The sequence below is a fragment of the Streptomyces sp. DSM 106670 genome (assembly GCF_055792845.1).
Genome location: NZ_CM147704.1, coordinates 7273720 through 7292688, shown reverse-complemented (window position 1 = coordinate 7292688; position 18969 = coordinate 7273720). Strand labels below are relative to the sequence as shown.

The following is an 18969-nucleotide window of genomic DNA, read 5'->3' as shown; positions in this document are numbered from 1 at the left end:
GCTCGTCACACATGCACCGGGGGCGCACGTTATGTCCGCCGAAACCGCCAGGGCAAGCCGTTGAACAGCGGAGATCGACGAACGCGGTGCTGAGAATGGATCACTTGTCATTCGGTGACAAAGCCGGTCCCCGACCTTGTCGAAATCTGCGCAAGCACCCGGGCGTTCCCGATCGGCACGTCTGGGACGCTACGGGCCGGTAACCTGACTTCGCAATACTGGGTACAGATTTTCCTCGGCGAGAATTCATGTGGAGCGAAGGATTGTTGCCGGGTGAGCAATCCGCCCGTCAAACCTGTCGGATGATGAGGAAACGCATGCCCGCCGGACCGGCCCGGCGGACCGGCCCGGCGGGCATGAAAAGAGCCCTTCCGGTCCCGTGGAACCGGAAGGGCTCGGAGGCTATTCGGGTCACCGCTCGGGGTCGGGCACCCTCGGCGGGCAGTCCGGCCCTTCCGGGTTCGTCGCCACGCACAGGGGCGCCTGCGTCATCTTGGTGTAGTTGTCGGCCTTCTTGCCCGGGCTGGAGATGGCCGAGGTGAAGATCGGGTCGAGGTCCTCGCCCACACCGCAGCCCTCGAACGGCGGGATATGGGCGTAGCCGGTCAGGGTGCCGCCGAACGCCACGAGATAGCCGGCCGGCGGATAGCTCTGCCCGTACCCCCGCAGCACCTGCTCGAAGGGGCGTTCCGTGCGGCAGTCGGGGCCCACGTCCAGGGGCACCCCGTTCACCTTCACATCGGAGAGCCGCATGACGAGCTGGGCCGTGACCGTCGTCTCCTCCGGGTAGGTCGGCGTGTTGGTGACCGTGTGGGTGTGGATCGCGGCCGGGGGGCCGACCTGCTCCAGCGTCATGGTCGCGGTCGTCGGCATGAATCCGTAACTGAGGAACGTGGCCTTCGTCGGCGGGAGTTGGCGGCGGCCCTCGTAGTCGAAGTTCACCTCCGAGGAGACGTCGACGGTGGAGGCGCAGGAGTCGTTGATGTAGCGCTTGTTGAGCACCACCTTCATGAAGGCGGGACCCAGCGCCGCCGCGCCGTCCAGCTTGGCGGCGTTGGCGTAACCGGCCGCGTAGGTCTCGGCGGTGGTCATCACCCACTCGGGCGGGATCTCGATCGGGCAGCTGCCCGGGTCCTCGTCGGCGAGGGCTTCGCGCCGCTTCTCGGTGAGGGCGTCGATCTTCTCCCGTGCGGTGGGCGGCAGCCCCTCGTCGGGCCGGCCGGGCTCGGGCTCCGGTGCGGGGTCGCTCTCCCCGGGGCGGGGGGCGGGGGCCGTGGGGTCGGTGTCGCCGCGGACCGTGATCGCGGCCAGTTCGGGCTCCTGGCCAGGGACCGGTGCGCAGGCGACGTCGAGCCCCGGCGGCTCGGTCGGCTCGCCGTCGGCCGTACGGGAGGAGAGCGAGAGGGCGAGTGCGTCGGGGGCGAGTGTCGCGCGTCCGGGGCTGCCGAAGGCGACCGTCGGCACGTCCCCGGTGGCGGTGAGCTCCAGTTCGCCCTCGTCGGGCAGCGGCACGGGCGGAGCGGTCAGCTCCTGCCAGGAGGCGTCGGCGGACCGGTCGCCGACGGTGTTGCGGACGGTGAGCCGTGCGACGGCCGACAGGGTCCCGGCGTCGAGGTCACGGAACCGGGCGAGCGCCGTGGGCGGCAGGGTGACGTCCACCGAGACCTGGTCGGGGCGGATCTCCTCGCCCGTACGGACCGAGGTGGGCAGCACCGCCGAGACGGTGACCTCCACCTCCTCGGGCCCGGAGGGGAACGGGCAGGCGTAGCGGAGGGCGACCTCCGACTTCTGTTCCGCGGCGGCCGATTCGGCGCTGGGGACGAGCGCGGTGGCGACGACGAGCGCCCCGCCCACGGCCCAGTGGATCGGTCGTCTCGCTGCGGCGCGTGCATCGACGGTCATACGGGTGTGTCCTTCCGGCGCGCGTGGGCCCAGAGGAGGGGGTGGCTGCGGACAGCGGGTCCGCTTCCCGGCGACGGCCTCGCGGCGATGGCCGGGCGGACCGCGAACGGACGTCGGGCGGGGTTCGGTTCGGCTGTGGCTCGGGCGGGTGCGGCCGTACGTCGGGCGGGTTCCGCCGTACGCCGGCCGGGGCCCGGCCGGGCTTCGGATCCCCCTACCGACGGGTACGGTACGCACGCCGACGACGCCTGGGAAGGGCCGGGTTCCCGATCGGATCACCGGCCCGCGGAGTTTGGCAGACGGTGACAAATCCGCAGTCGCGCCCTTGTCGGCGGGTGCGCGAAAAGAGCGTCGCGCCAGGCCGGGCGCCACCCGGCCGCGGTCGTGCCCGGACACAGCCGCGCCCGGCCGCGGTCGTGCCCGGCCGTCGGGTGCGCACGGCCGGGCACGACGCTCGGGTACGGGACGTCAGCGGCGGTGGGTCATCCGCTGATCACCGGGGACTGGCCCGATGCCGCGTTCACGATGGTGTACAGACCCTCGAAGCTGGCGGTGGTGCCGACGATGCCGCAGCCGCCGCCGACCTTGTTGGCGATGGACAGGGTGAGCCCGCCGCCCGTGGTGTTCAAGGTGCCGTTGCTGCCGCCCGCGCTCGGGTTGTTGTACTTGGCGGCGACCTTGCCGGTCACGTCGAAGGTGCAGGGGCCGAGGATGCTGCTCCCGGTCACCTTCGCCTTGATCGCCCTGATCTCACCGGTCGTCTGGCCCGTGGAGTTGGTGCCGGCGCCCGCCGCGTAGTCCAGGCCCCAGATCTCCCACGGCGGGGTGGTGGCCACCGTCCAGGTGGAGCTGAACGGCCCGGTGCACGGCGAGTTGAACGAGATCGCCGAGATGGACGCGAGCTTGGCCGGGCTGCCGGCGACCGGGGAGGTCGGCGCGTTGCCCGAGGCGGCCGAGGTCGCACACTGGATCTTGTTGCCGTTGTTGTCGGTCAGGACGGTCACTCCGGCGGTGCCGTTGAAGTCACCGGTCGGGCTGATCGTCCAGCTGGACGGCGCGGCGACGGCCGAGGGGGCGGCCAGGACCACGGATGCCGCGGCGGCACCGATCGCGGTCAGGAAACCGGTTCGCTTGAACATGGGGGTACTCCCTTTTCTCGTCCCGTTGGGGATTCGGCTGAACGTGACTGGAGAGGTTCGTGCGCTGTTGTCCGCCGTGCCGGACGGTGCGGCACATGCGGCGGGGTCCACAGGGCTGGACGTGAGGGCGGCTCTCGCATCACCTCCTCGCACCGGGGGTGAGGCCTACCGCTTCGCGGAGTGCCAGAATTCCGACAGCTTCCGGCCCTCGTCCGGTGCGAGGCCGGCGGGGTCGTAGGGGCTGCCGAAGTAGGTCGTGGTGGCGTCGAGGGTGACGCTGTTCTTCCCGGCGGCGGACGGCAGACCGGTCTTGAGGTTCACCGCCCAGTCCAGGAGCCCGGCGCCGCAGCCGCTGGCACCCGGCACCGCGAAGGCCGCGTCGCCCTGGTCGGCGCCGTCGAAGGTGTAGCGCCCCATCTCACCCTGGTCGTCGTTCGGGGTTCCGTCGGCCGAGAACCGCTGGAGCGAGAGGGTCGGCGCCGTCACGTTCTGCGGCTTCAGGAGCACCGGATTCGCGGTGGTCCCGATGTAGCACTTGTCACCCAGGAACGGATTCTTGAGGTGGATGCGGACCGGGATGGTGAGAATGGGCTCACCGGTGGAGAAGGCGGCGCTCATATTGAAGTCGCGCGGCGCTCCGGCCGGTTCGATGGTGGCTGTCACCCGGTTGAGATTGTTGTCGGTGAGCTGACGGCAGATTCCTGATACGAGGGGAATTCCGCTGGGGCACATCAGCCCGAGCAGCCCGCCCGGGATCTCCGCCGGGTCGGCGGTCAGCGCCCCCTCGGGCGGGGCCACCAGTGCGGCGGTGCCGTCGGCGCGCTGGACGACTCCGAGCTGCAGATCGGTCTTTCCGGTGGCCACCTCCGTCTTGCCCAGCGTGATGGATCCGGTGGCCGAACTCGACGCTATGCAGGTGGCGATGGTGTTGATGCCGTCCGCTGCCAGCATGGCGGGTGCGTCCACCGGGCAGCGGTCGAAGGGCGCCCAGTCGCCGTTGAGCTGGGTGGCGGCGGTGGCCGATCCGGTGGAGAGCAGAGCGCTGAACGCCGTGAATGCCGCGAGCAGACCTACGCGGGTTCGATTGGAAACGGATCTCATGTCGTCCCCTCTGTCGGCCGCCGTGGCGCGGCCTCGTGCACGAAGTTGACCGGTTCTGCAACGCATGCCCGCACCGCGACGGACGTCGACGGTGATGGAGCCTCGGGTGGGCCCGGGGGCGGAGGATCGGAGCATAAAATTTCGGGCAGATTTCGTGACCGAATTGATCGAGGCGTGATGTTACTCGCGGGAAACAGGGCGACACAATCCGTCCGTCTAAGATTCTTTGTGCAGCACTCTTTTTGATCCGGAAATGAGCATCGGAGTGCCGTGCCCTTGTCAAGGAATGCGTACGCGGCGGCGTGGAATTACCCGGTGGCGACCGGAACCCCGCGCGTCGTGCGCATCCGGGGTGCGCGGAACGAGGGACTGCGGAAGTCCCGCCTCCGTTCGCTCACGGACGGTCCGAGATTCGGCCATACGGCCGGAAATACCCGCCCGGGAGGGACTGTTCACCCGCGTTCGCCGTGGTGAGACGCCCGTGCGCGCGGCCATCTCGGGCGCCGACCGGCCCCGCGTACACCGGGGTCGGGAACAACTCGGCCGTCACGGAACGGCTTTGTTGTCATCACCGGAGCAGGCGGCCGAAATTCATTGTCCGAAAGCGCGCAGTACGGCCCGACCTGCACGGAAGTCGCACAGTGCGGCCAGGATGTGTGCCCCTTGCACTTCGATCTTGTCCAAGTGGTGTGCAGTGCCAGTTCCTTGGTCTATCTTCGTCGCGAACTTGGTACGCACCTGTCGGTTCGTGGGAGCGCTTTCCCCCCACCGCCTCACCCCCACCGGGCGCCGAGAGCAAGGGGACATGTCATGGCACATCTCATACAGCCGCTGGACACCGAGGACCCGCTGGGGCCGCTTCCCCAGGAATTCGCGGCGATCATGCGGCCCGAACTGCCCAGCCTCATCAAGGAAATCGGCGTCGAGGTCACCCGGGCGTATCCGGAATACGCCCGACTGCTCGACGGGCCGAACGGGCAGGCCATCCGGGTGGGCGTGGAGCAGAGCCTCGCCTCCTTCGTCGATCTGGTGGCCGAGCCCTCCTCCTCCACCACGCTCCGGGACGACATGTGCCGGCGCTTCGGGCGGTTCGAGGCGTACGAGGGCCGGAGCATGGACACCCTCCAGGGGGCCTACCGGCTGGGCGCGCGGGTGGCGTTGCGGCGGGCGAAGAAGGTCGGGCAGAGCTATCACCTCTCCCCCACGCTGATGCTGAGTTTCGCCGACGCGCTCTTCGCCTACGTCGACGAACTGGAATCGCTTTCCCGCGAAGGATTCCTGGAGGTGCAGTCCCAGTCGGGCGAGCACAGCGAGGCGCTGCGCCGCCGTCTGCTCCACCTGATCCTCGCCGGGCGCCCGGCCCCGGGCAGCGCCATCGCCGATCTGTGCGAGCAGGTCGGCTGGCCGCTGCCGGAGGAGGTCACGCTGATCGCCGTGCGCGCCCCGGCGGAGCTGGACCGGCTCAGCGCGGACCGTGACCTGCTCGTCGACCTGAGCGCCCCGCAGCCGCACCTGCTCGTCCCGGGAGCGCTGGACGACGCGCGAAGATCCATGCTGGAACAGGCCCTGCCGGCCGGCCGTGCGGCGATCGGCCTGACCGTGCCGACCGCGCTGGCCTGCGAGTCGATCCGCTGGGCCCGCCGGGTCCTGGAGCTCGTCGACTCCGGCGTGATCGACGACGCCCCGCTGATCCGCTGCGAGGACCACCTCATCACCCTGTGGCTGCTGTCCGACCCCGCCCTGCTGGACCAGCTCGCCCAGCGGGAGCTGGCCGCCGTCGCGGGGATCAGCGCCACCCGCCGGGACCGGCTGGTCGAGACGCTGCGGATCTGGCTCGACACCCGGGGCACGGCGGCGCAGATGGGCGCGCTGCTGGATGTCCACCCGCAGACCGTGCGTTACCGCATGCGGAGCCTGGAGACCATCTTCGGTGACCAACTCGTCGATCCCGAGAGCCGTTTCGCCACCGAGGCGGTGTTACGGGCACTGCGCCTGCGGTCCCGCGCCACCGGCACATCCCCCTGATCCGGATCACGTTCGGCGCGTCGGGTCAACTTACCGGCGCGTAAGGCGAAATAGACGGTCAGTCCCAAACGGTTGCGACACGGAGACGTATCCGACGAGAAACCCGGAACCGCGTCCCGTACACAGGAAGGAACCTGCCGCCCATCAGGCGACAGGCCCCGTGCACCGCCTCCTGGCCAACCATCCGAGAGGGAACACCCCATGACCGCCTCGCACCTCCTCGTCCCCGTGCCGATCCCGGACCGGGTCGCCGCGCTGATCGGTTCGTGCATTCCGCCGCACATCCTCCAGGCGGAGTTCGACGCCGACTGCGCGGCCCGCGAGGTCCGCAGGTTCCGCGGCCCCCGGCTCGGCGTCGAGGACCAGGCCGACCGGGAGCAGGCCCTGTCCGACCTGGCCCGCGCCAACAAGGTGCTGGCCGCGCACCATCCGCGACTGGCGGTCCTGCCCGGCTCACCCTTCTGAACCCGCGTCCCCGTCGAGCGCCTCGACGGCGGACCGGCCTTGCGACCCGCCGCCGCTCCCCTTACCTTACTCCAAAGTAAGTTTACTCCGGAGTAAGGAATTGGCGTGGACGGAACCAGCAGCGGCAACCTCACCGACGGTCTGGCCGGGCTCGACTTCGCGGCGGTCAGGCCCGAGGAGTTCGCACGGATCGTCAAGGGGCTGTCCGCCAAGCAGCTCGCCGAGGTCATGCGGGGCGAGCTGCGCACCCGGATACTCGGCGAGGTCTTCGGCCGGATGCGGCAGCAGTTCCGGCCCGACGCGGCCGGCGGCCTCACCGCACTGATCCGCTGGAAGATCACCGGCGAGGACGACGTGGTCTACGAGACGGCGATAGCCGACGGCGCCTGCCGGGTCACCTCCGGACGCTCCGACGCCGAACCCCGCACCACACTGGTGATGGGCGACGCCGAGTTCCTCAAACTGGTCTCCGGCAACGGCAATCCGGTCACGATGTTCATGACGCGCAAGCTGAAGGTCGCCGGTGATGTCGGCCTCGCCTCCGGCCTGACCCGCTACTTCGACATCCCGAAGGCGTGAGGGCATGAGCTTCTTCTCCCTCGCCCTGACCGAGGAGCAGCAGGACCTCCGTAACTGGGTGCACGGCTTCGCCGCCCAGGTGGTCCGCCCGGCCGCCGCCGAGTGGGACGCCCGCGAGGAGACCCCCTGGCCGGTGATCCAGGAGGCCGCGCGGATCGGTCTGTACGGTTTCGAGTCGCTCGCCGACCTGTACGGGGACCCGACCGGGCTGTCCCTCCAGATCGCCAACGAGGAGCTGTTCTGGGGCGACGCGGGCATCGGCATGGCCCTGTTCGGCACCTCGCTCGCGGTCGCCGGAATCTTCGCCTCCGGCACCCCGGACCAGCTCGCCGAGTGGGTGCCGCAGTGCTACGGCGACGAGGACGATCCGAAGGTCGCCGCCTTCTGCGTCTCCGAACCGGGCGCCGGATCCGACGTCTCCGCGATGACGACGAAGGCGCGCTACGTCGAGGCGAGCGACGAGTGGGTGATCTCCGGTCAGAAGGCGTGGATCACCAACGGCGGCATCGCCGAGGTCCATGTCGTGGTCGCCTCGGTCGACCCGTCGCTCGGCTCCCGCGGACAGGCCGCGTTCATCGTGCCGCCCGGCACGAAGGGCCTGACGGCGGGCCGCACGGTCAAGAAGCTCGGCCTGCGCGCCTCGCACACGGCGGACCTCTTCCTCGACGAGGTCACCGTGCCGGGCCACTGCCTGCTCGGCGGCAAGGAGAAGCTGGACGCCCGCCTCGCCAGGGCCCGCGAGGGCACCACCGCCAAGGGCCAGGCGGCCATGGCGACGTTCGAGGTCAGCCGCCCGACCGTCGCCGCGCAGGCACTCGGCATCGCGCGGGCCGCCTACGAATACGCCCTGGAATACGCCGGTGAACGCGAGGCGTTCGGCAGGCCGATCATCGAGAACCAGTCGATCGCCTTCGCCCTGGCCGACATCCGTACCGAGATCGAAGCCGTACGCCTGCTGATCTGGCAGGCCGCCTGGATGGCCCGCAACGACCGCACCTTCGACGCGGGCCAGGGCTCCATGTCGAAGCTGCGGGCCGGCGAACTCGCGGTCGCGGCAACGGAGAAGGCGGTCCAGATCCTCGGCGGCGCGGGCTACAGCCGGGAGCATCCGGTGGAGCGGATGTACCGCGACGCGAAGATCTACACCATCTTCGAGGGGACGAGCGAGATCCAGCGGCTGGTGATCGCGCGGGCGATCTCGGGGCGGCACATCCGCTGAGGAGGAGGGGAGGGGGTCGTGCCGCGCCGCGACGGCCTCCCCGACCAGGGCGAGCGGGTCGGACGCGGCATCCCTCCCGCAGAGGTCGGATCGCCCGGCCTGACGGGCGCCTGCGCTCGCACCGGCCGGAATAGGCACGCGCGGCGGCCGGTTGCAGCGACACATGACCCATCCCCAGGGGCCGCCCAGCGGCATCCACCCGCTGCTCGCCGAACGCTTCAGCCCCTACCGGTTCGATCCGTCGGCGGTTGTCGACGACCAGGCCCTCGGGCTGCTGCTGGAAGCCGCACGGTGGGCGCCGTCGGCGGGGAACTCCCAGCCCTGGGGCTTCTTCCCGGGCAGGCCCGGTGAGCCGGAGTACGACCGGATACTCCCTCACCTGGCGCCGAGCTCGGCCCGCTGGGCGACGGACGCGGGCCTGCTCGTCGTCACGCTGACACGCCGGCACATCGATGACACGCAGCTGCTCCACTCCGAGTTCGCGGACTACGACCTCGGTCAGGCCGTCGCCCATATGACTGTTCAGGCCCAGGCCATGGGACTGGCCGCACACCAATTCCGGGCCTTCGACCTGGAAAAGCTCACCACGGAGCTGGACCCGAACCCGGGCTGGGCGATCGTCTCCATGGTCGCGGTGGGGAAGGCGGCCGGTGGGCCAGCGGAAGGCCGTGACCGGCACAGCGTTGCGCACATGCTCTCCGCTCCGTGGTCACCGTCGGAGTAGCAGGCCGGATCGCCTGCTGATCGGCCGCGGCCAGGCCTTCTCTTCCGGTCGGGTCGGGTCGCGCGCGCGTGTCGTACTCCCGGCGGCCGGTGCGTTGTTCGTGCTCGGTGTCGGGATCGGCGCCACCGGTGAACAGCCGCAAGAAGTGCGCACCGTCGCGGCGAAGACGAAACCCGGTCCGACCGTCACGGTCACGGAGACGGCGAAGGTCACAGTGACCGCGACTCCGGAACCGGCCCCGACCGTCACGAAGGTCAAGAAGGTGCGGGTCACGGTCACCGCCGCTCCCCCGGAGCCGGAGCCCGCGAAGAAGCCCGTCGCCCGGGACGACGCCTCCGGCGCCGCCGGTGTCGCGCCCATCCGGTCCGGGCAGCCCGGGTACGGGCGGCATCTGGACCGTGACGGCGATGGAGTGGGCTGCGAATAGGGGGGAGCAGGACGTCGGCATATGTGATTCTCGTCGCCCTGACTCGTCCGACGGCACCGGAACCGAAGCCCGGACTTCGGCCTCCGGCCCCGGCGGCAGGGGTCGTCACCGAGCGCGTCGGGAAGCGCACGCGACAGTGCCGACAGCCCGTCACACCCCGTCGACGTGCGGCAACAGGGTTCGGGGCGCCCGGTCATGGCGATGCGTGACGACGATGTGGAGACGCCCGCGGCGCGGGAGAGCGGCGCGCCGACGCGGGCGCCGGGCCGGGTCGCACGGTGCGCGTGGCGGGTTCCACACGCTTTATCGGCACCCGGACCGGCTCCGTGCCACTAGCCTCTTCACATGACCTCCACTTCGACCGAGCCGATGCCTGCCCGCCCGATGGTTGAACTGAACGCGGAGATCCGCGCGCTGGTCGCCGACGGCGGTGTGGTGTCGCCGGAGGGCCGCCGGGAGTACGAGCGGCTTCTCGTCGAGTGGGTGGCGGCCGTGCGGGGCGGATCCACCGAAGCCGTCTGACGTACGGGTACGGCGGCGGACGCGCCGGGAGCGGGTGACGGCCCCGGCGCAATGGGAGCCACCCCCTCCGCGTGGCCCGGCCGGGGTGTCGGCGATAGTGAGCGTCCGTCCGCGTCCTCACCCCGGGAGAACCAATGACCGCCGCGTCACCCGCCGGCGCCCGCCGCCCGTCCCTCCTGCTCGTCACCGATCTGGCGTACGAGGCGCGCGGCCGCCGCTACTGCGACGAGGACATCCACCTCGGCTCCCGGCTGCGTGAGACATTCGACGTGGCGCTGTGCCATCCGCGGGACGCGGCCGCGCTGCTGGACCGCTTCGACCTCGCCCTCGTACGCAACAGCGGGCCCGTGCTGCACTACCGGGAGGCGTACGACGCGTTCTGCGCGCGGGCCCGGGAGCTGGGGACGCCGGTCTACAACCCGCTCGGCGGGCGCGGCGACATGGCGGGCAAGGAGTATCTCGTCGAGATGAGCCGGGCCGGTCTCCCGGTCATCCCCACCGTGGACCGGGCGGCGGACCTGCCCAAGCTGCCCGACGTCCCCCAGTACGTGGTCAAGCCGAAGCTGGGGGCGGACTCGGTCGGGCTGCGGTTCGTCACGGCGGCGGAGGCCCGGGCCGAGCTGGAGCGGGCGGCCGGGGGCTCCCTCCTCGTACAGCCGCGGATCGACTTCCGCCACGAGGTGTCCTTCTACTTCGTCGACCACGACTTCCAGTACGCGCTGTACGCCCCGGACCCGGAGCGGCGCTGGGTGCTGGAGCCGTACGCGGCGAGCGCGGAGGATCTGGCGTTCACCCGGCGCTTCATCGCCTGGAACTCCCTCACGCACGGGATCCAGCGGGTCGACGCCTGCCGTACGGCCCGGGGCGGGCTGCTGCTCGTGGAGCTGGAGGACCTCAATCCGTATCTGTCGCTCGACCGGGTCGGCGAGGAGGTCCGGGAGGCCTTCGTCGCGCGGCTGAAGAGGTCACTGGCCTCGCTGCCCCGCTGACCCCCGTCCGGCCCGCCCCCGCATGCGCGGGCCGGGGGCCGGTGTGAGGGTGCAAAGGTGACCACTGCCAGCGAGCAAGCCCCCGCCGCGCAGAGTGCCGCCGCGCCGCCGCCCGTTCTCGACCGGCGGCGGCGCAACATCGTCTTCGCCACGATCGTGCTCGGCATGCTGCTCGCCGCACTGGACCAGACGATCGTGGGCACGGCCCTGCCGACGATCGTCTCGGACCTGGGCGGTGCCGCGCACATGTCGTGGGTGGTCACCGCCTATCTGCTGGCCGAGACGGTGGCCACCGTCCTGGTCGGCAAGTTCGGCGACCTGTTCGGGCGGAAGCTGGTCTTCCAGGTCTCGGCGATCGTCTTCATCACCGGATCCTTCCTGTGCGGCCTCGCCTCGGACATGCTGCTGCTGATCATCTGGCGCGGTATGCAGGGCATCGGCGCGGGCGGCCTCATGGTCACGTCGATGGCGCTGATCGCGGATGTGATCCCGCTGCGCGAACGGGGCAAGTACCAGGGCGCGATCGGGGCGGTCTTCGGCATCTCGACCGTGATCGGGCCGCTGCTCGGCGGGCTGTTCACCGACCATCTGACCTGGCGCTGGGCGTTCTACGTCAATGTGCCGATCGCCATCGTGGTGGTCATCGCCGCCGCCCGGAACATCCCGTCGGTGAAGGCCGCGGGCCGGCCGGTCATCGACTACGCCGGAATCGCGCTGGTCACCGTCGGGGCGAGCGCGCTGATCCTGGCGACGAGCTGGGGCGGGAACGAGTACGCCTGGGGTTCGGGCATGATCATCGGGCTGTTCGTCGCCGGGCTGATCGCCCTGGCGCTGTTCTGCCGGGTGGAGACGCGGGCGAAGGAACCGATGCTGCCGATGCGGCTGTTCCGGAACCCGGTGTTCACCGTCTGCTCGATCCTCAGCTTCATCGTGGGCTTCGCGATGCTCGGCTCGATGATCTTCCTGCCGACCTATCTGCAGTACGTGGACGGGGACTCGGCGACGCTCTCGGGGGTGCGGACGCTGCCGCTGGTCGTCGGTCTGCTGGCCGCCTCGATCTTCAGCGGCAACGTGGTGAGCAAGACGGGCCGCTACCGGGTGTTCCCGATCGTGGGGACGCTGGTGATGGCGGCCGGGCTGTTCCTGCTGTCCAGGATGGGGCCCGGTACCGGTGTCTGGCTGGAGTCGCTCTACATGGTGGTGCTGGGGCTCGGCATCGGCCTGGCCATGCAGGTGCTGACCATCGCCGTGCAGAACACCGTCGACTACGAGGACCTGGGCACGGCCACCTCGGGCGTGACGTTCTTCCGTACGCTGGGCAGCGCCTTCGGCACGGCCGTGTTCGGCACCATCTACGCCAACGCGCTCAAGCCGAACCTCACCGACGGGGTCGCGCAGGCGGTGGCCGCGGGCGGCGACCCGGCGGTCCTGGCCAATGCCTCGCAGAGCCCGCAGGCTCTGCACGCGCTGCCCGCCGCCCAGTCGGAACCGCTGGCGCTGGCCTACGCGGACACGCTGCACACCGTGTTCCTGTGGACGGTGCCCGTCGCGCTGATCGGCTTCGTCGTCGCGCTGTTCCTGAAGGAGGTGAAGCTGCGGGACTCCGCCCGGCTCGGGTCGACGGACATGGGCGAGGGCTTCGCGCAGCCGGGCAGCGGGGACTCGGCGAAGCTGCTCGAGTACTCGGTGGCCACGATCCTGCACGGCGCGGGCCCGGACACCGCCCGCCGGATCACCTCCGAGTGCGACACCCGGCTCGACATGGCGGGCGCCTGGGCGGTGATGCAGGTGGACCTGTTCACCAGGATGGTCGGCCACGCGGGCCTCGGTCTGATCGCCGCCCGGCACCGCATTCCGCCGGAAGTGCTGGTGCCGGTCTTCGACCGGATGATCGAGGAGGGCTATCTGACGGGCGACGGCCGGATCTTCTCCCACACGGCGGCGGGCCGGCGCGAGGCGGCGGTGATCTCCGACGCCTGGGGCCGCTGGCTCAACGACCGCCTGGCCGAGGACGGCGCCCGCCCCGACGACCGCCAGCTCCGGGCCACCGTGGACATGATCGCCAAGCGGCTGCTGGCGGAGGACCTGGCGCAGGAGCTGTCACCCTCGGCCGGACCGGGCGGCTCGACGCGGGTGGGGGCTCCGGCCTGAGCATCCCCGGGCCCCGGTCCCGTACGGGCGGAGCGCCTTCCTCAGTGTTCCCAGGACCGGGGGCGGGTCAGCGCCTCCCACTCCTCGCGGAGCAGGCCGAGGATCGCGTTGTCGTAGCGGCGGCCGCGGTGCAGGCACGAGGAGCGGCGTACGCCCTCCTGCACGAAGCCGGCGCCGCTCAGGGTGGCGAGGGCCGCGGCGTTGCTCGTGTGGGTGACGGCCTCGATCCGGTGCAGGGGCAGCTCGCCGAAGGCCAGGTCGGTGAGGGCGGCGAGCGCGTCGGCACCGAGACCCCGGCGGCGGTGTTCGGGGGCGAGGAGGAGGTAGGCCTCGGCGGTGCCGTCGGCGAAGTCCTCTTCGATGAGGGCGATGTGACCGACCGGAGTGCTGTCGTCCAGGAGGACGAGGAAGTCGTCGCGGTCGCGGTTCTCGACGTTGGCCTCGACGCGTTCGCGGAGTTCGTGCAGGGAGCCGGGCCAGACGCCGATCTCATGGGTGGCCACCGGGTCGGCGCGCCAGTGGTGGAGCAGTTCGGCGTCGTCCGGCTCGACCGGGGTGAAGACGACCTCACGGCCCCGCCAGAACCGTTCCCGCCCGGCGTACGGCGTCGCTGCCTCGTCCTCGTCCATGCGCGGATCGTATGGTCGCGCGCGGCCGGCCGGGAAACGGATTTCCGTGGCCGGCCGGCTCAGTCGACGAAGACGGCCGTCGTGTAGACCCAGGCTCCTTCGACGCGGACGAACCGGCTCTTCTCGTGGAGGGAGTCGGGGCGCCCGTCGTCGGTGTAGTGGGCGCGGAAGGTGACCGTTCCGGTGGAGTGGAAGGCGCTGCCCTCGGTGGTCTCCAGGATCTCCAGGCGGACCCAGCGCATCGACGGGTCGAAGTCGACGCCGGGCGGCCGGGTCTCGGGGTGCCAGGTGCGCAGCAGGTACGCCGCGTCCTGGACGACGAAGGCCGCGTACCGGGAGCGCATCAGGGCCTCGCAGGTCGGCGCGGCGGCGCTGCCGGAGTGGAAGCGGCCGCAGCAGTCCCCATAGGCGGCGGGCAGGCCGCAGGGGCACGGGGAGGCCGCGGTGATGCGCGGGGCGGCGGAGCGCCGGGGCCGGGAGGTGCGTCGTTCCATGGGTCCATTGTGACGCGTGGGTCCGCGCTCAGGGGGCCGGGGCGAAGCGGCGGCGGTATTCGGTGGGCGTCAGTCCGGTACGACGGCGGAGCTGGGTCCGCAGGCTCGTCGCCGTACCGAGTCCGCTGGCGCGGGCGATCACGTCGAGGCGTTCCTCGCCGCGCTCCATGAGGCGGCGGGCGAGGGTGACGCGCTGCTCGGTGAGCCAGGCCAGCGGGGTGGTGCCGAGCTGGGCGCGGAAACGGCGGTGGAGGGTGGCGGGGCTGACGGCCGCGTGGGCGGCGAGCGCCGTCACGTCCAGGCCGTCGGCCAGGTGCTCGGTGGCCCAGTCGAGGAGCGGTGCGAGCGAGGCGTCGGCAGTGCCGGGCACCGGGTGCTCGACGAACTGGCGCTGGCCGCCGTCCCGGTGGGCCGGGTGGACGAGCCGTCTGCTGACGGCCGCCGCGTTCTCGGCACCGTGGTCGGCGCGGATGAGGTGCAGGCCGGTGTCCAGGGCCGCGGCGCTGCCGGCCGCCGTGATCACCTGCCCGTCCTCGACGAAGAGGACGTCCGGGTCGAGATCGACCCGCGGGTACCGGGCGGTGAAGGAGTCCGCCCACCGCCAGTGCGTGGTGGCCCGCCGGCCGTCCAGCACCCCGGCGGCGGCGAGGGTGAAGGCGCCGGTGCAGAAGCTGACGAGGCGTGCGCCGCGGGCATGGGCGCGCCGGATCGCCGCCAGGACGTCCGGGTCGGGCTCCTCCAGCGGGTCGGGCCGGTTGGGCACGATGACGGTGTCCGCGCGGTCCACGGCGGTCAGCCCGGGGACCTCGGAGAGCTGGAAGAAGCCGGAGTGCATGCGGACCGTGGGGGTCGGCGAGCAGAGGGTGAAGTCGTACCAGTCGACGGGCAGCTCGGGGCGGCGCAGGCCGAAGAGCTCGGTCGCGACACCCATCTCGAACGGGTTGGAACCGGCCGAGACGATCATCACCACCCGGTGCGAGGATTCTTTCGCCATGTGCGATTCGTAGCACTCACGGGCAGCGGCGTCCAGCGCACAGGATGGTGCCCATGAGCAACGAGAACGCGGCGCCGGCCGCTACCGAACCCCTGTCGCTGACCGCCGCCCTGGCCTCGTTCGACGCGCTGTGGAGCCCGCGCATCGTGGCCCGGGTCAACGACTACGACGTACGCGTGGCCAAGGTGGCCGGCGAGCACGTCTGGCATGTGCACGAGGACACGGACGAGTTCTTCCTCGTCCTGGACGGCACGCTGGACATCGCTCTGCGCGACGGGGACAGGGGCGGCGACGGGGACGGTGACGAACGGTCCGTGACCCTGGAACGGGGCGCGGTCTTCGTCGTCCCGCGCGGCGTCTGGCACCTGCCGCGTTCGAGCAGCGGTGCCTCGATCCTGCTCTTCGAGCCGTCGGGTACGTCGACGGTGGGCGACGCGCACGACGTGGTGCCCGGGCATGTGGACGTCACCACGGGCCACGCGCTCGGCACCTGAGCGCTGATCCGGTCAGGGCTTGCGAGCGACGCCCGCGTATCCGGGGATCGGTTCGTCGCCCGCGACGTCGATGGCCTCGCCGAGCTCCGGATGCCACTCGGCGGAGAGCGTGACGCCCGGCTCGACCAGTTCGAGGCCGTCGAAGAACGCGGTGAGTTCGGCACGACTGCGGGGCCGCAGCGTCATCCCGCGCGCCTTGTACATGGCCCGCGCCTGCGCGGCGCCCTCCGGGTTGAAGTCGCCGGTGGTGTGCGAGAGCACCAGATAGCTGCCGGAGGGAAGCTGCCCGACCAGCTTGTCGACCAGCTCGGCCGCGCCGTCCTCGTCGTCGATGAAGTGCAGCAGGGCCAGCAGGGAGAGGGCTATCGGCTGCTCGAAGTCCAGCACCTTGCCGGCCTCGGCCAGGATCGTCTCCGGTTTGCGGGCGTCCGCCTGGATGTACTCGGTGGCCCCCTCGGGCGTCGAGCGGAGCAGGGCCGCCGCGTGGGCCAGCACGATCGGGTCGTTGTCGCAGTAGACGACGCGCGCGTCGGGGGCGGCCTGCTGGGCGATCTGGTGGAGGTTCGGCTCGGTGGGTATGCCGGTGCCGATGTCCAGGAACTGGCGTACGCCGCTCTCGGCGAGCCAGCGGGTGGCCCGGTGCATGAACGCCCGGTTGACCCGCGCCATGTCACGGCCCCGTGCGTCGAGGGTGAGCAGCTGGCGCGCCATCTGTTCGTCGACCGGGTAGTTGTCCTTGCCGCCGAGGAACCAGTCGTACATCCGGGCCGGATGCGGCGTGCTGGTGTCGATCTCGATGGAATGGGGTTCGTTCCCGGTCATGGCGCGCTCCGTGGTCGAGGGTCCGCACGGAGGATCCGTACGGAGGAGGGGTGCGATGTCAGGTGAGAAGGAAGTCCGCCTGGCCTGCCTTGGCGCCCTGGATGAACGCGGCGATCTCGCCGTTGGAGTAGATGAGGGCGGGGCCGTCCGGGTCGGCCGACTGGCGTACGGCGACCCGCCCGTCGGCGAGCTTCATGGCCTCGATGCAGTTGCCGCCGTTCCCACCGCTCCACGGCTTGTACCAGCCTTCGGAGCCGAGGTCACCGGCGGGCATGCCGTTGTATATGTGGTTCATCACAGCTCCTTGCGGAAGTCCCGGAGGATTTCCTTCGTGCGTTGTGCAGTTGCGGCCTGAGCCGCCATGCGGTCCATGACTTCGAGGTAGGAGGCCACCTCGGGGCGGGCGTCGAAGTAGACGGCACCGGTCAGGTACTCGCTGTAGACCATGTCGGGGAGTTCGGGGACGGCGAACCGGAAGAGGACGAACGGTCCGTAGGTTCCCGGGTGGTGGCCGGTGGCGAACTCCGCGATCTGAAGCGTGACGTGGGGAAGCTCCGTGGCCTCCAGCAGCTTGTCGATCTGCCCGCGCATCACCTGCGGGCTGCCGACGGGCCGCCGCAGCACGGTCTCGTCCATGATCGCCCACAGTCTGGGGGCGTCGTCCTTGGCCAGCAGGGACTGGCGTTCCATCCGCAGCGCCACATGGCGCTCGATGTCCTCGGGGCGGGTCTGGCCGACCGCTCCGGTGCGCATCACGGAGCGTGCGTAGTCCTCGGTCTGGAGCAGTCCGGGCACGAAGTGCGGCTCGTACATACGCAGCAGGCTCGCCGCGCCCTCCAGGCTGACGTACATGCTGAACCAGTCGGGCAGGACGTCGTGGAAACGCTGCCACCAGCCCGGCTTGTTCGCCTCCTCCGCCAGCTCGACGAAGGCGTCGGCCTCCTGTTCGGCGACGCCGTACGCCTTCAGCAGCGACTGGACGTAGGGGATCTTCAGCCCGACCTCGGCCGTCTCCATTCTGCGTATCGTCGCCGGGGCGACCCTGAGCACCTTCGCCGCCTGGTCACGGGTCAGGCCGACACGCTCACGCAGATCCTGCAGGCGCTTGCCGAGAACGACCTGGCCCACGGTCGGGGCGGACCGCGGTTCGCTCACTTCAGACCTCCCCATGCGCTGTTTTGCGAGCAGTGTGCCATGCGTGCGCCCCCAACGACACAGTCACTCTGGAAATTTCAGAGTGCCCCTTGCCAAGTGTCATCGTCAGGGGGAGAGTTGACTCCCGAACCAGTTCGCTCAGTCATGCCCGCCCCCGGCCGTCCGGGGAACGAAGCGTGACGCAGCCCCCACTGTGAGGAATCGGTCGTGGCACCTGGCAGTGCGCTCATCCCCCGGCTCATGGACCTCAGCCCCGGGACGGAGGCCCTCCGTTACTGCTTCGCGCTGCCGGCGCACCCCGAGTCGGTGGCCGGTGCCCGCGAGCTGACGCGAGCCAGGCTGGACGCCTGGAAGCTGGGCCGCGACGCCTGCGACGCCGCCGTCCTCATCGTCTCGGAGCTGGTGACCAACGCGGTCGTGCACACGGCGAGCACCCGGGTGGTGTGCGAGCTGAGCCGCCTCGGCAGACGACTGCGGATAGCCGTGCAGGACCAGGGGCACCAGCCCGGCGGCCCGCGGCTGCGCCGGTCCTCCGACGACGAGCACGGCCGTGGTCTGCTCCTCGTCGACGCGATGAGCAGCGCCTGGGGTTCGCACGACGCGGGGTACGCCTCCGGGCGCATCGTCTGGGCGGAGCTGCCGCACGACGCCGAGCAGCCGTCCGGCACGGAGCAGCCATGCTGAAGAACGCGCTGTCCCGGCTCCGCGCGGCGCACCGGGCCCGGACGCCCGAGCAGACCCGCGGCGGCCGGGTGCGGCTGGCGCTGCCCGCCTCGATGTCGGCCAGCCTGGGCTGCGACGCGGTCGGAGTGCCCGCCCGGCACGGCTTCCGCCTCATGTCCCACCTGCCGCGCACCGGATGCGTCTTCGCGGACGCGGACCGCTGGTGGTGGATCGTCCCGGCCGGCTCCGACCTGGATCTCGACTGGCCCGAGCAGGTGACGTACGCACGGGACGCGGATGTGCCCGGCGCCCGGCCCCGGTTGATCCACTCACCGGACGGTCTCACTCCGTACACCCCGCCCATTCCGCTCTTCCTGATGGTCTGCCAGGTGACCGGGGTGGCGCCGAGCTGGGCGGCCGCCGGCGCGCCGAGCGTCGTGTCCGCGCCCTGATCCGTCGGCGGCCCGGTGGCGGG

The 18969-nt window shown here is 70.9% G+C and carries 21 protein-coding genes; 12 read left to right on the top strand and 9 right to left on the bottom strand.

Annotated features, from left to right (window positions below; genetic code table 11):
* Positions 1-411: 411 nt before the first annotated feature.
* The 3 genes from ACSMXR_RS32255 to ACSMXR_RS32245 form a co-directional block, all read right to left on the bottom strand.
* The gene (locus tag ACSMXR_RS32255) at positions 412-1902 is read right to left on the bottom strand and encodes a DUF6801 domain-containing protein (RefSeq protein WP_473170500.1); all 1491 of its coding nucleotides are present in this window, start codon (positions 1900-1902) and stop codon (positions 412-414) included.
* A gap of 482 nt (positions 1903-2384) precedes the next feature.
* A complete protein-coding gene (locus ACSMXR_RS32250; protein WP_137228698.1) occupies positions 2385-3041 on the bottom strand; it encodes a hypothetical protein in 657 nt (218 codons plus the stop codon).
* A gap of 165 nt (positions 3042-3206) precedes the next feature.
* Positions 3207-4142 carry a hypothetical protein gene (locus tag ACSMXR_RS32245; protein ID WP_218524038.1) on the bottom strand — a complete coding sequence of 312 codons (936 nt, stop codon included), beginning with the start codon at positions 4140-4142 and terminating at the stop codon, positions 3207-3209.
* Between the two features lie 810 nt (positions 4143-4952).
* Here ACSMXR_RS32245 and ACSMXR_RS32240 point away from each other — a divergent pair.
* The 9 genes from ACSMXR_RS32240 (at position 4953) to ACSMXR_RS32200 (ending at position 13243) form a co-directional block, all read left to right on the top strand.
* The gene (locus ACSMXR_RS32240; RefSeq protein ID WP_030076262.1) at positions 4953-6167 is read left to right on the top strand and encodes a PucR-like N-terminal domain-containing protein; all 1215 of its coding nucleotides are present in this window, start codon (positions 4953-4955) and stop codon (positions 6165-6167) included.
* Between the two features lie 201 nt (positions 6168-6368).
* A complete protein-coding gene (locus tag ACSMXR_RS32235; protein ID WP_030076261.1) occupies positions 6369-6632 on the top strand; it encodes a hypothetical protein in 264 nt (87 codons plus the stop codon).
* Between the two features lie 105 nt (positions 6633-6737).
* A complete protein-coding gene (locus ACSMXR_RS32230; protein ID WP_473170499.1) occupies positions 6738-7211 on the top strand; it encodes an SCP2 sterol-binding domain-containing protein in 474 nt (157 codons plus the stop codon).
* Positions 7212-7215: 4 nt separating this feature from the next.
* On the top strand, positions 7216-8430 hold the full coding sequence (locus ACSMXR_RS32225; protein WP_137228703.1) for an acyl-CoA dehydrogenase family protein: 1215 nt from the start codon (positions 7216-7218) through the stop codon (positions 8428-8430).
* Positions 8431-8593: 163 nt separating this feature from the next.
* Entirely contained in the window at positions 8594-9154 is a 561-nt protein-coding gene (locus tag ACSMXR_RS32220; RefSeq protein ID WP_137228705.1) for a nitroreductase family protein, read from the top strand.
* Positions 9155-9254: 100 nt separating this feature from the next.
* Positions 9255-9581, top strand: a complete 327-nt coding sequence (locus ACSMXR_RS32215; RefSeq protein ID WP_473170498.1) for an excalibur calcium-binding domain-containing protein — start codon at positions 9255-9257, stop codon at positions 9579-9581.
* Positions 9582-9926: 345 nt separating this feature from the next.
* Positions 9927-10103 carry a hypothetical protein gene (locus tag ACSMXR_RS32210; protein WP_170994368.1) on the top strand — a complete coding sequence of 59 codons (177 nt, stop codon included), beginning with the start codon at positions 9927-9929 and terminating at the stop codon, positions 10101-10103.
* 134 nt (positions 10104-10237) lie between these two features.
* Complete coding sequence (locus ACSMXR_RS32205; protein WP_473170497.1) at positions 10238-11092, top strand: ATP-grasp domain-containing protein; 855 nt, start codon at positions 10238-10240, stop codon at positions 11090-11092.
* A 57-nt stretch (positions 11093-11149) separates the two neighbouring features.
* Positions 11150-13243 carry an MDR family MFS transporter gene (locus tag ACSMXR_RS32200; protein WP_364886869.1) on the top strand — a complete coding sequence of 698 codons (2094 nt, stop codon included), beginning with the start codon at positions 11150-11152 and terminating at the stop codon, positions 13241-13243.
* Positions 13244-13284: 41 nt separating this feature from the next.
* On the opposite strand, the gene ACSMXR_RS32195 is transcribed toward ACSMXR_RS32200, so the two are convergent.
* Genes ACSMXR_RS32195 through ACSMXR_RS32185 form a run of 3 tightly spaced genes read right to left on the bottom strand, consistent with a single transcriptional unit; the run spans position 13285 to position 15360 of the window.
* Positions 13285-13872, bottom strand: coding sequence for a GNAT family N-acetyltransferase (locus ACSMXR_RS32195; RefSeq protein WP_473170496.1), 588 nt, complete (start codon positions 13870-13872; stop codon positions 13285-13287).
* 59 nt (positions 13873-13931) lie between these two features.
* Positions 13932-14366: a YchJ family protein gene (locus tag ACSMXR_RS32190; RefSeq protein WP_473170495.1), complete on the bottom strand. Its 435-nt coding sequence runs from the start codon at positions 14364-14366 to the stop codon at positions 13932-13934.
* Between the two features lie 28 nt (positions 14367-14394).
* The gene (locus ACSMXR_RS32185) at positions 14395-15360 is read right to left on the bottom strand and encodes a GlxA family transcriptional regulator (RefSeq protein ID WP_473170494.1); all 966 of its coding nucleotides are present in this window, start codon (positions 15358-15360) and stop codon (positions 14395-14397) included.
* A 53-nt stretch (positions 15361-15413) separates the two neighbouring features.
* On the opposite strand from ACSMXR_RS32185, the gene ACSMXR_RS32180 reads away from it, so the two are divergent.
* Complete coding sequence (locus tag ACSMXR_RS32180; RefSeq protein ID WP_473170493.1) at positions 15414-15854, top strand: cupin domain-containing protein; 441 nt, start codon at positions 15414-15416, stop codon at positions 15852-15854.
* A gap of 12 nt (positions 15855-15866) precedes the next feature.
* Here the strand turns inward: ACSMXR_RS32180 and ACSMXR_RS32175 are convergent, their stop codons facing one another.
* The 3 genes from ACSMXR_RS32175 to ACSMXR_RS32165 are packed head-to-tail and all read right to left on the bottom strand — an operon-like array spanning position 15867 to position 17831.
* Positions 15867-16676 carry an SAM-dependent methyltransferase gene (locus ACSMXR_RS32175; protein WP_137228726.1) on the bottom strand — a complete coding sequence of 270 codons (810 nt, stop codon included), beginning with the start codon at positions 16674-16676 and terminating at the stop codon, positions 15867-15869.
* 58 nt (positions 16677-16734) lie between these two features.
* A complete protein-coding gene (locus ACSMXR_RS32170; RefSeq protein WP_010058136.1) occupies positions 16735-16971 on the bottom strand; it encodes a DUF397 domain-containing protein in 237 nt (78 codons plus the stop codon).
* Positions 16971-17831 (bottom strand): helix-turn-helix domain-containing protein, encoded by an 861-nt coding sequence (locus ACSMXR_RS32165; protein WP_103507037.1) that lies wholly within the window; start codon positions 17829-17831, stop codon positions 16971-16973. Before ACSMXR_RS32165 ends, ACSMXR_RS32170 begins: the two co-directional genes overlap by 1 nt.
* A gap of 207 nt (positions 17832-18038) precedes the next feature.
* On the opposite strand from ACSMXR_RS32165, the gene ACSMXR_RS32160 reads away from it, so the two are divergent.
* The gene (locus ACSMXR_RS32160; protein ID WP_137228728.1) at positions 18039-18515 is read left to right on the top strand and encodes an ATP-binding protein; all 477 of its coding nucleotides are present in this window, start codon (positions 18039-18041) and stop codon (positions 18513-18515) included.
* Complete coding sequence (locus tag ACSMXR_RS32155; protein WP_137228731.1) at positions 18509-18946, top strand: hypothetical protein; 438 nt, start codon at positions 18509-18511, stop codon at positions 18944-18946. The genes ACSMXR_RS32160 and ACSMXR_RS32155 overlap by 7 nt, the downstream gene beginning before the upstream one ends.
* The last annotated feature ends 23 nt before the right edge of the window (positions 18947-18969 follow it).

Bases quoted from the DNA above. Each gene is read 5' to 3' on its own strand.
- ACSMXR_RS32175 (WP_137228726.1), bottom strand. From the start codon at position 16,676: ATGACCGGGAACGAACCCCATTCCATCGAGATCGACACCAGCACGCCG.
- ACSMXR_RS32185 (WP_473170494.1), bottom strand. From the start codon at position 15,360: ATGGCGAAAGAATCCTCGCACCGGGTGGTGATGATCGTCTCGGCCGGT.
- ACSMXR_RS32180 (WP_473170493.1), top strand. From the start codon at position 15,414: ATGAGCAACGAGAACGCGGCGCCGGCCGCTACCGAACCCCTGTCGCTG.
- ACSMXR_RS32235 (WP_030076261.1), top strand. From the start codon at position 6,369: ATGACCGCCTCGCACCTCCTCGTCCCCGTGCCGATCCCGGACCGGGTC.
- ACSMXR_RS32225 (WP_137228703.1), top strand. From the start codon at position 7,216: ATGAGCTTCTTCTCCCTCGCCCTGACCGAGGAGCAGCAGGACCTCCGT.
- ACSMXR_RS32220 (WP_137228705.1), top strand. From the start codon at position 8,594: ATGACCCATCCCCAGGGGCCGCCCAGCGGCATCCACCCGCTGCTCGCC.
- ACSMXR_RS32190 (WP_473170495.1), bottom strand. From the start codon at position 14,366: ATGGAACGACGCACCTCCCGGCCCCGGCGCTCCGCCGCCCCGCGCATC.
- ACSMXR_RS32240 (WP_030076262.1), top strand. From the start codon at position 4,953: ATGGCACATCTCATACAGCCGCTGGACACCGAGGACCCGCTGGGGCCG.
- ACSMXR_RS32170 (WP_010058136.1), bottom strand. From the start codon at position 16,971: ATGAACCACATATACAACGGCATGCCCGCCGGTGACCTCGGCTCCGAA.
- ACSMXR_RS32245 (WP_218524038.1), bottom strand. From the start codon at position 4,142: ATGAGATCCGTTTCCAATCGAACCCGCGTAGGTCTGCTCGCGGCATTC.
- ACSMXR_RS32195 (WP_473170496.1), bottom strand. From the start codon at position 13,872: ATGGACGAGGACGAGGCAGCGACGCCGTACGCCGGGCGGGAACGGTTC.
- ACSMXR_RS32210 (WP_170994368.1), top strand. From the start codon at position 9,927: ATGACCTCCACTTCGACCGAGCCGATGCCTGCCCGCCCGATGGTTGAA.
- ACSMXR_RS32250 (WP_137228698.1), bottom strand. From the start codon at position 3,041: ATGTTCAAGCGAACCGGTTTCCTGACCGCGATCGGTGCCGCCGCGGCA.
- ACSMXR_RS32205 (WP_473170497.1), top strand. From the start codon at position 10,238: ATGACCGCCGCGTCACCCGCCGGCGCCCGCCGCCCGTCCCTCCTGCTC.
- ACSMXR_RS32255 (WP_473170500.1), bottom strand. From the start codon at position 1,902: ATGACCGTCGATGCACGCGCCGCAGCGAGACGACCGATCCACTGGGCC.
- ACSMXR_RS32155 (WP_137228731.1), top strand. From the start codon at position 18,509: ATGCTGAAGAACGCGCTGTCCCGGCTCCGCGCGGCGCACCGGGCCCGG.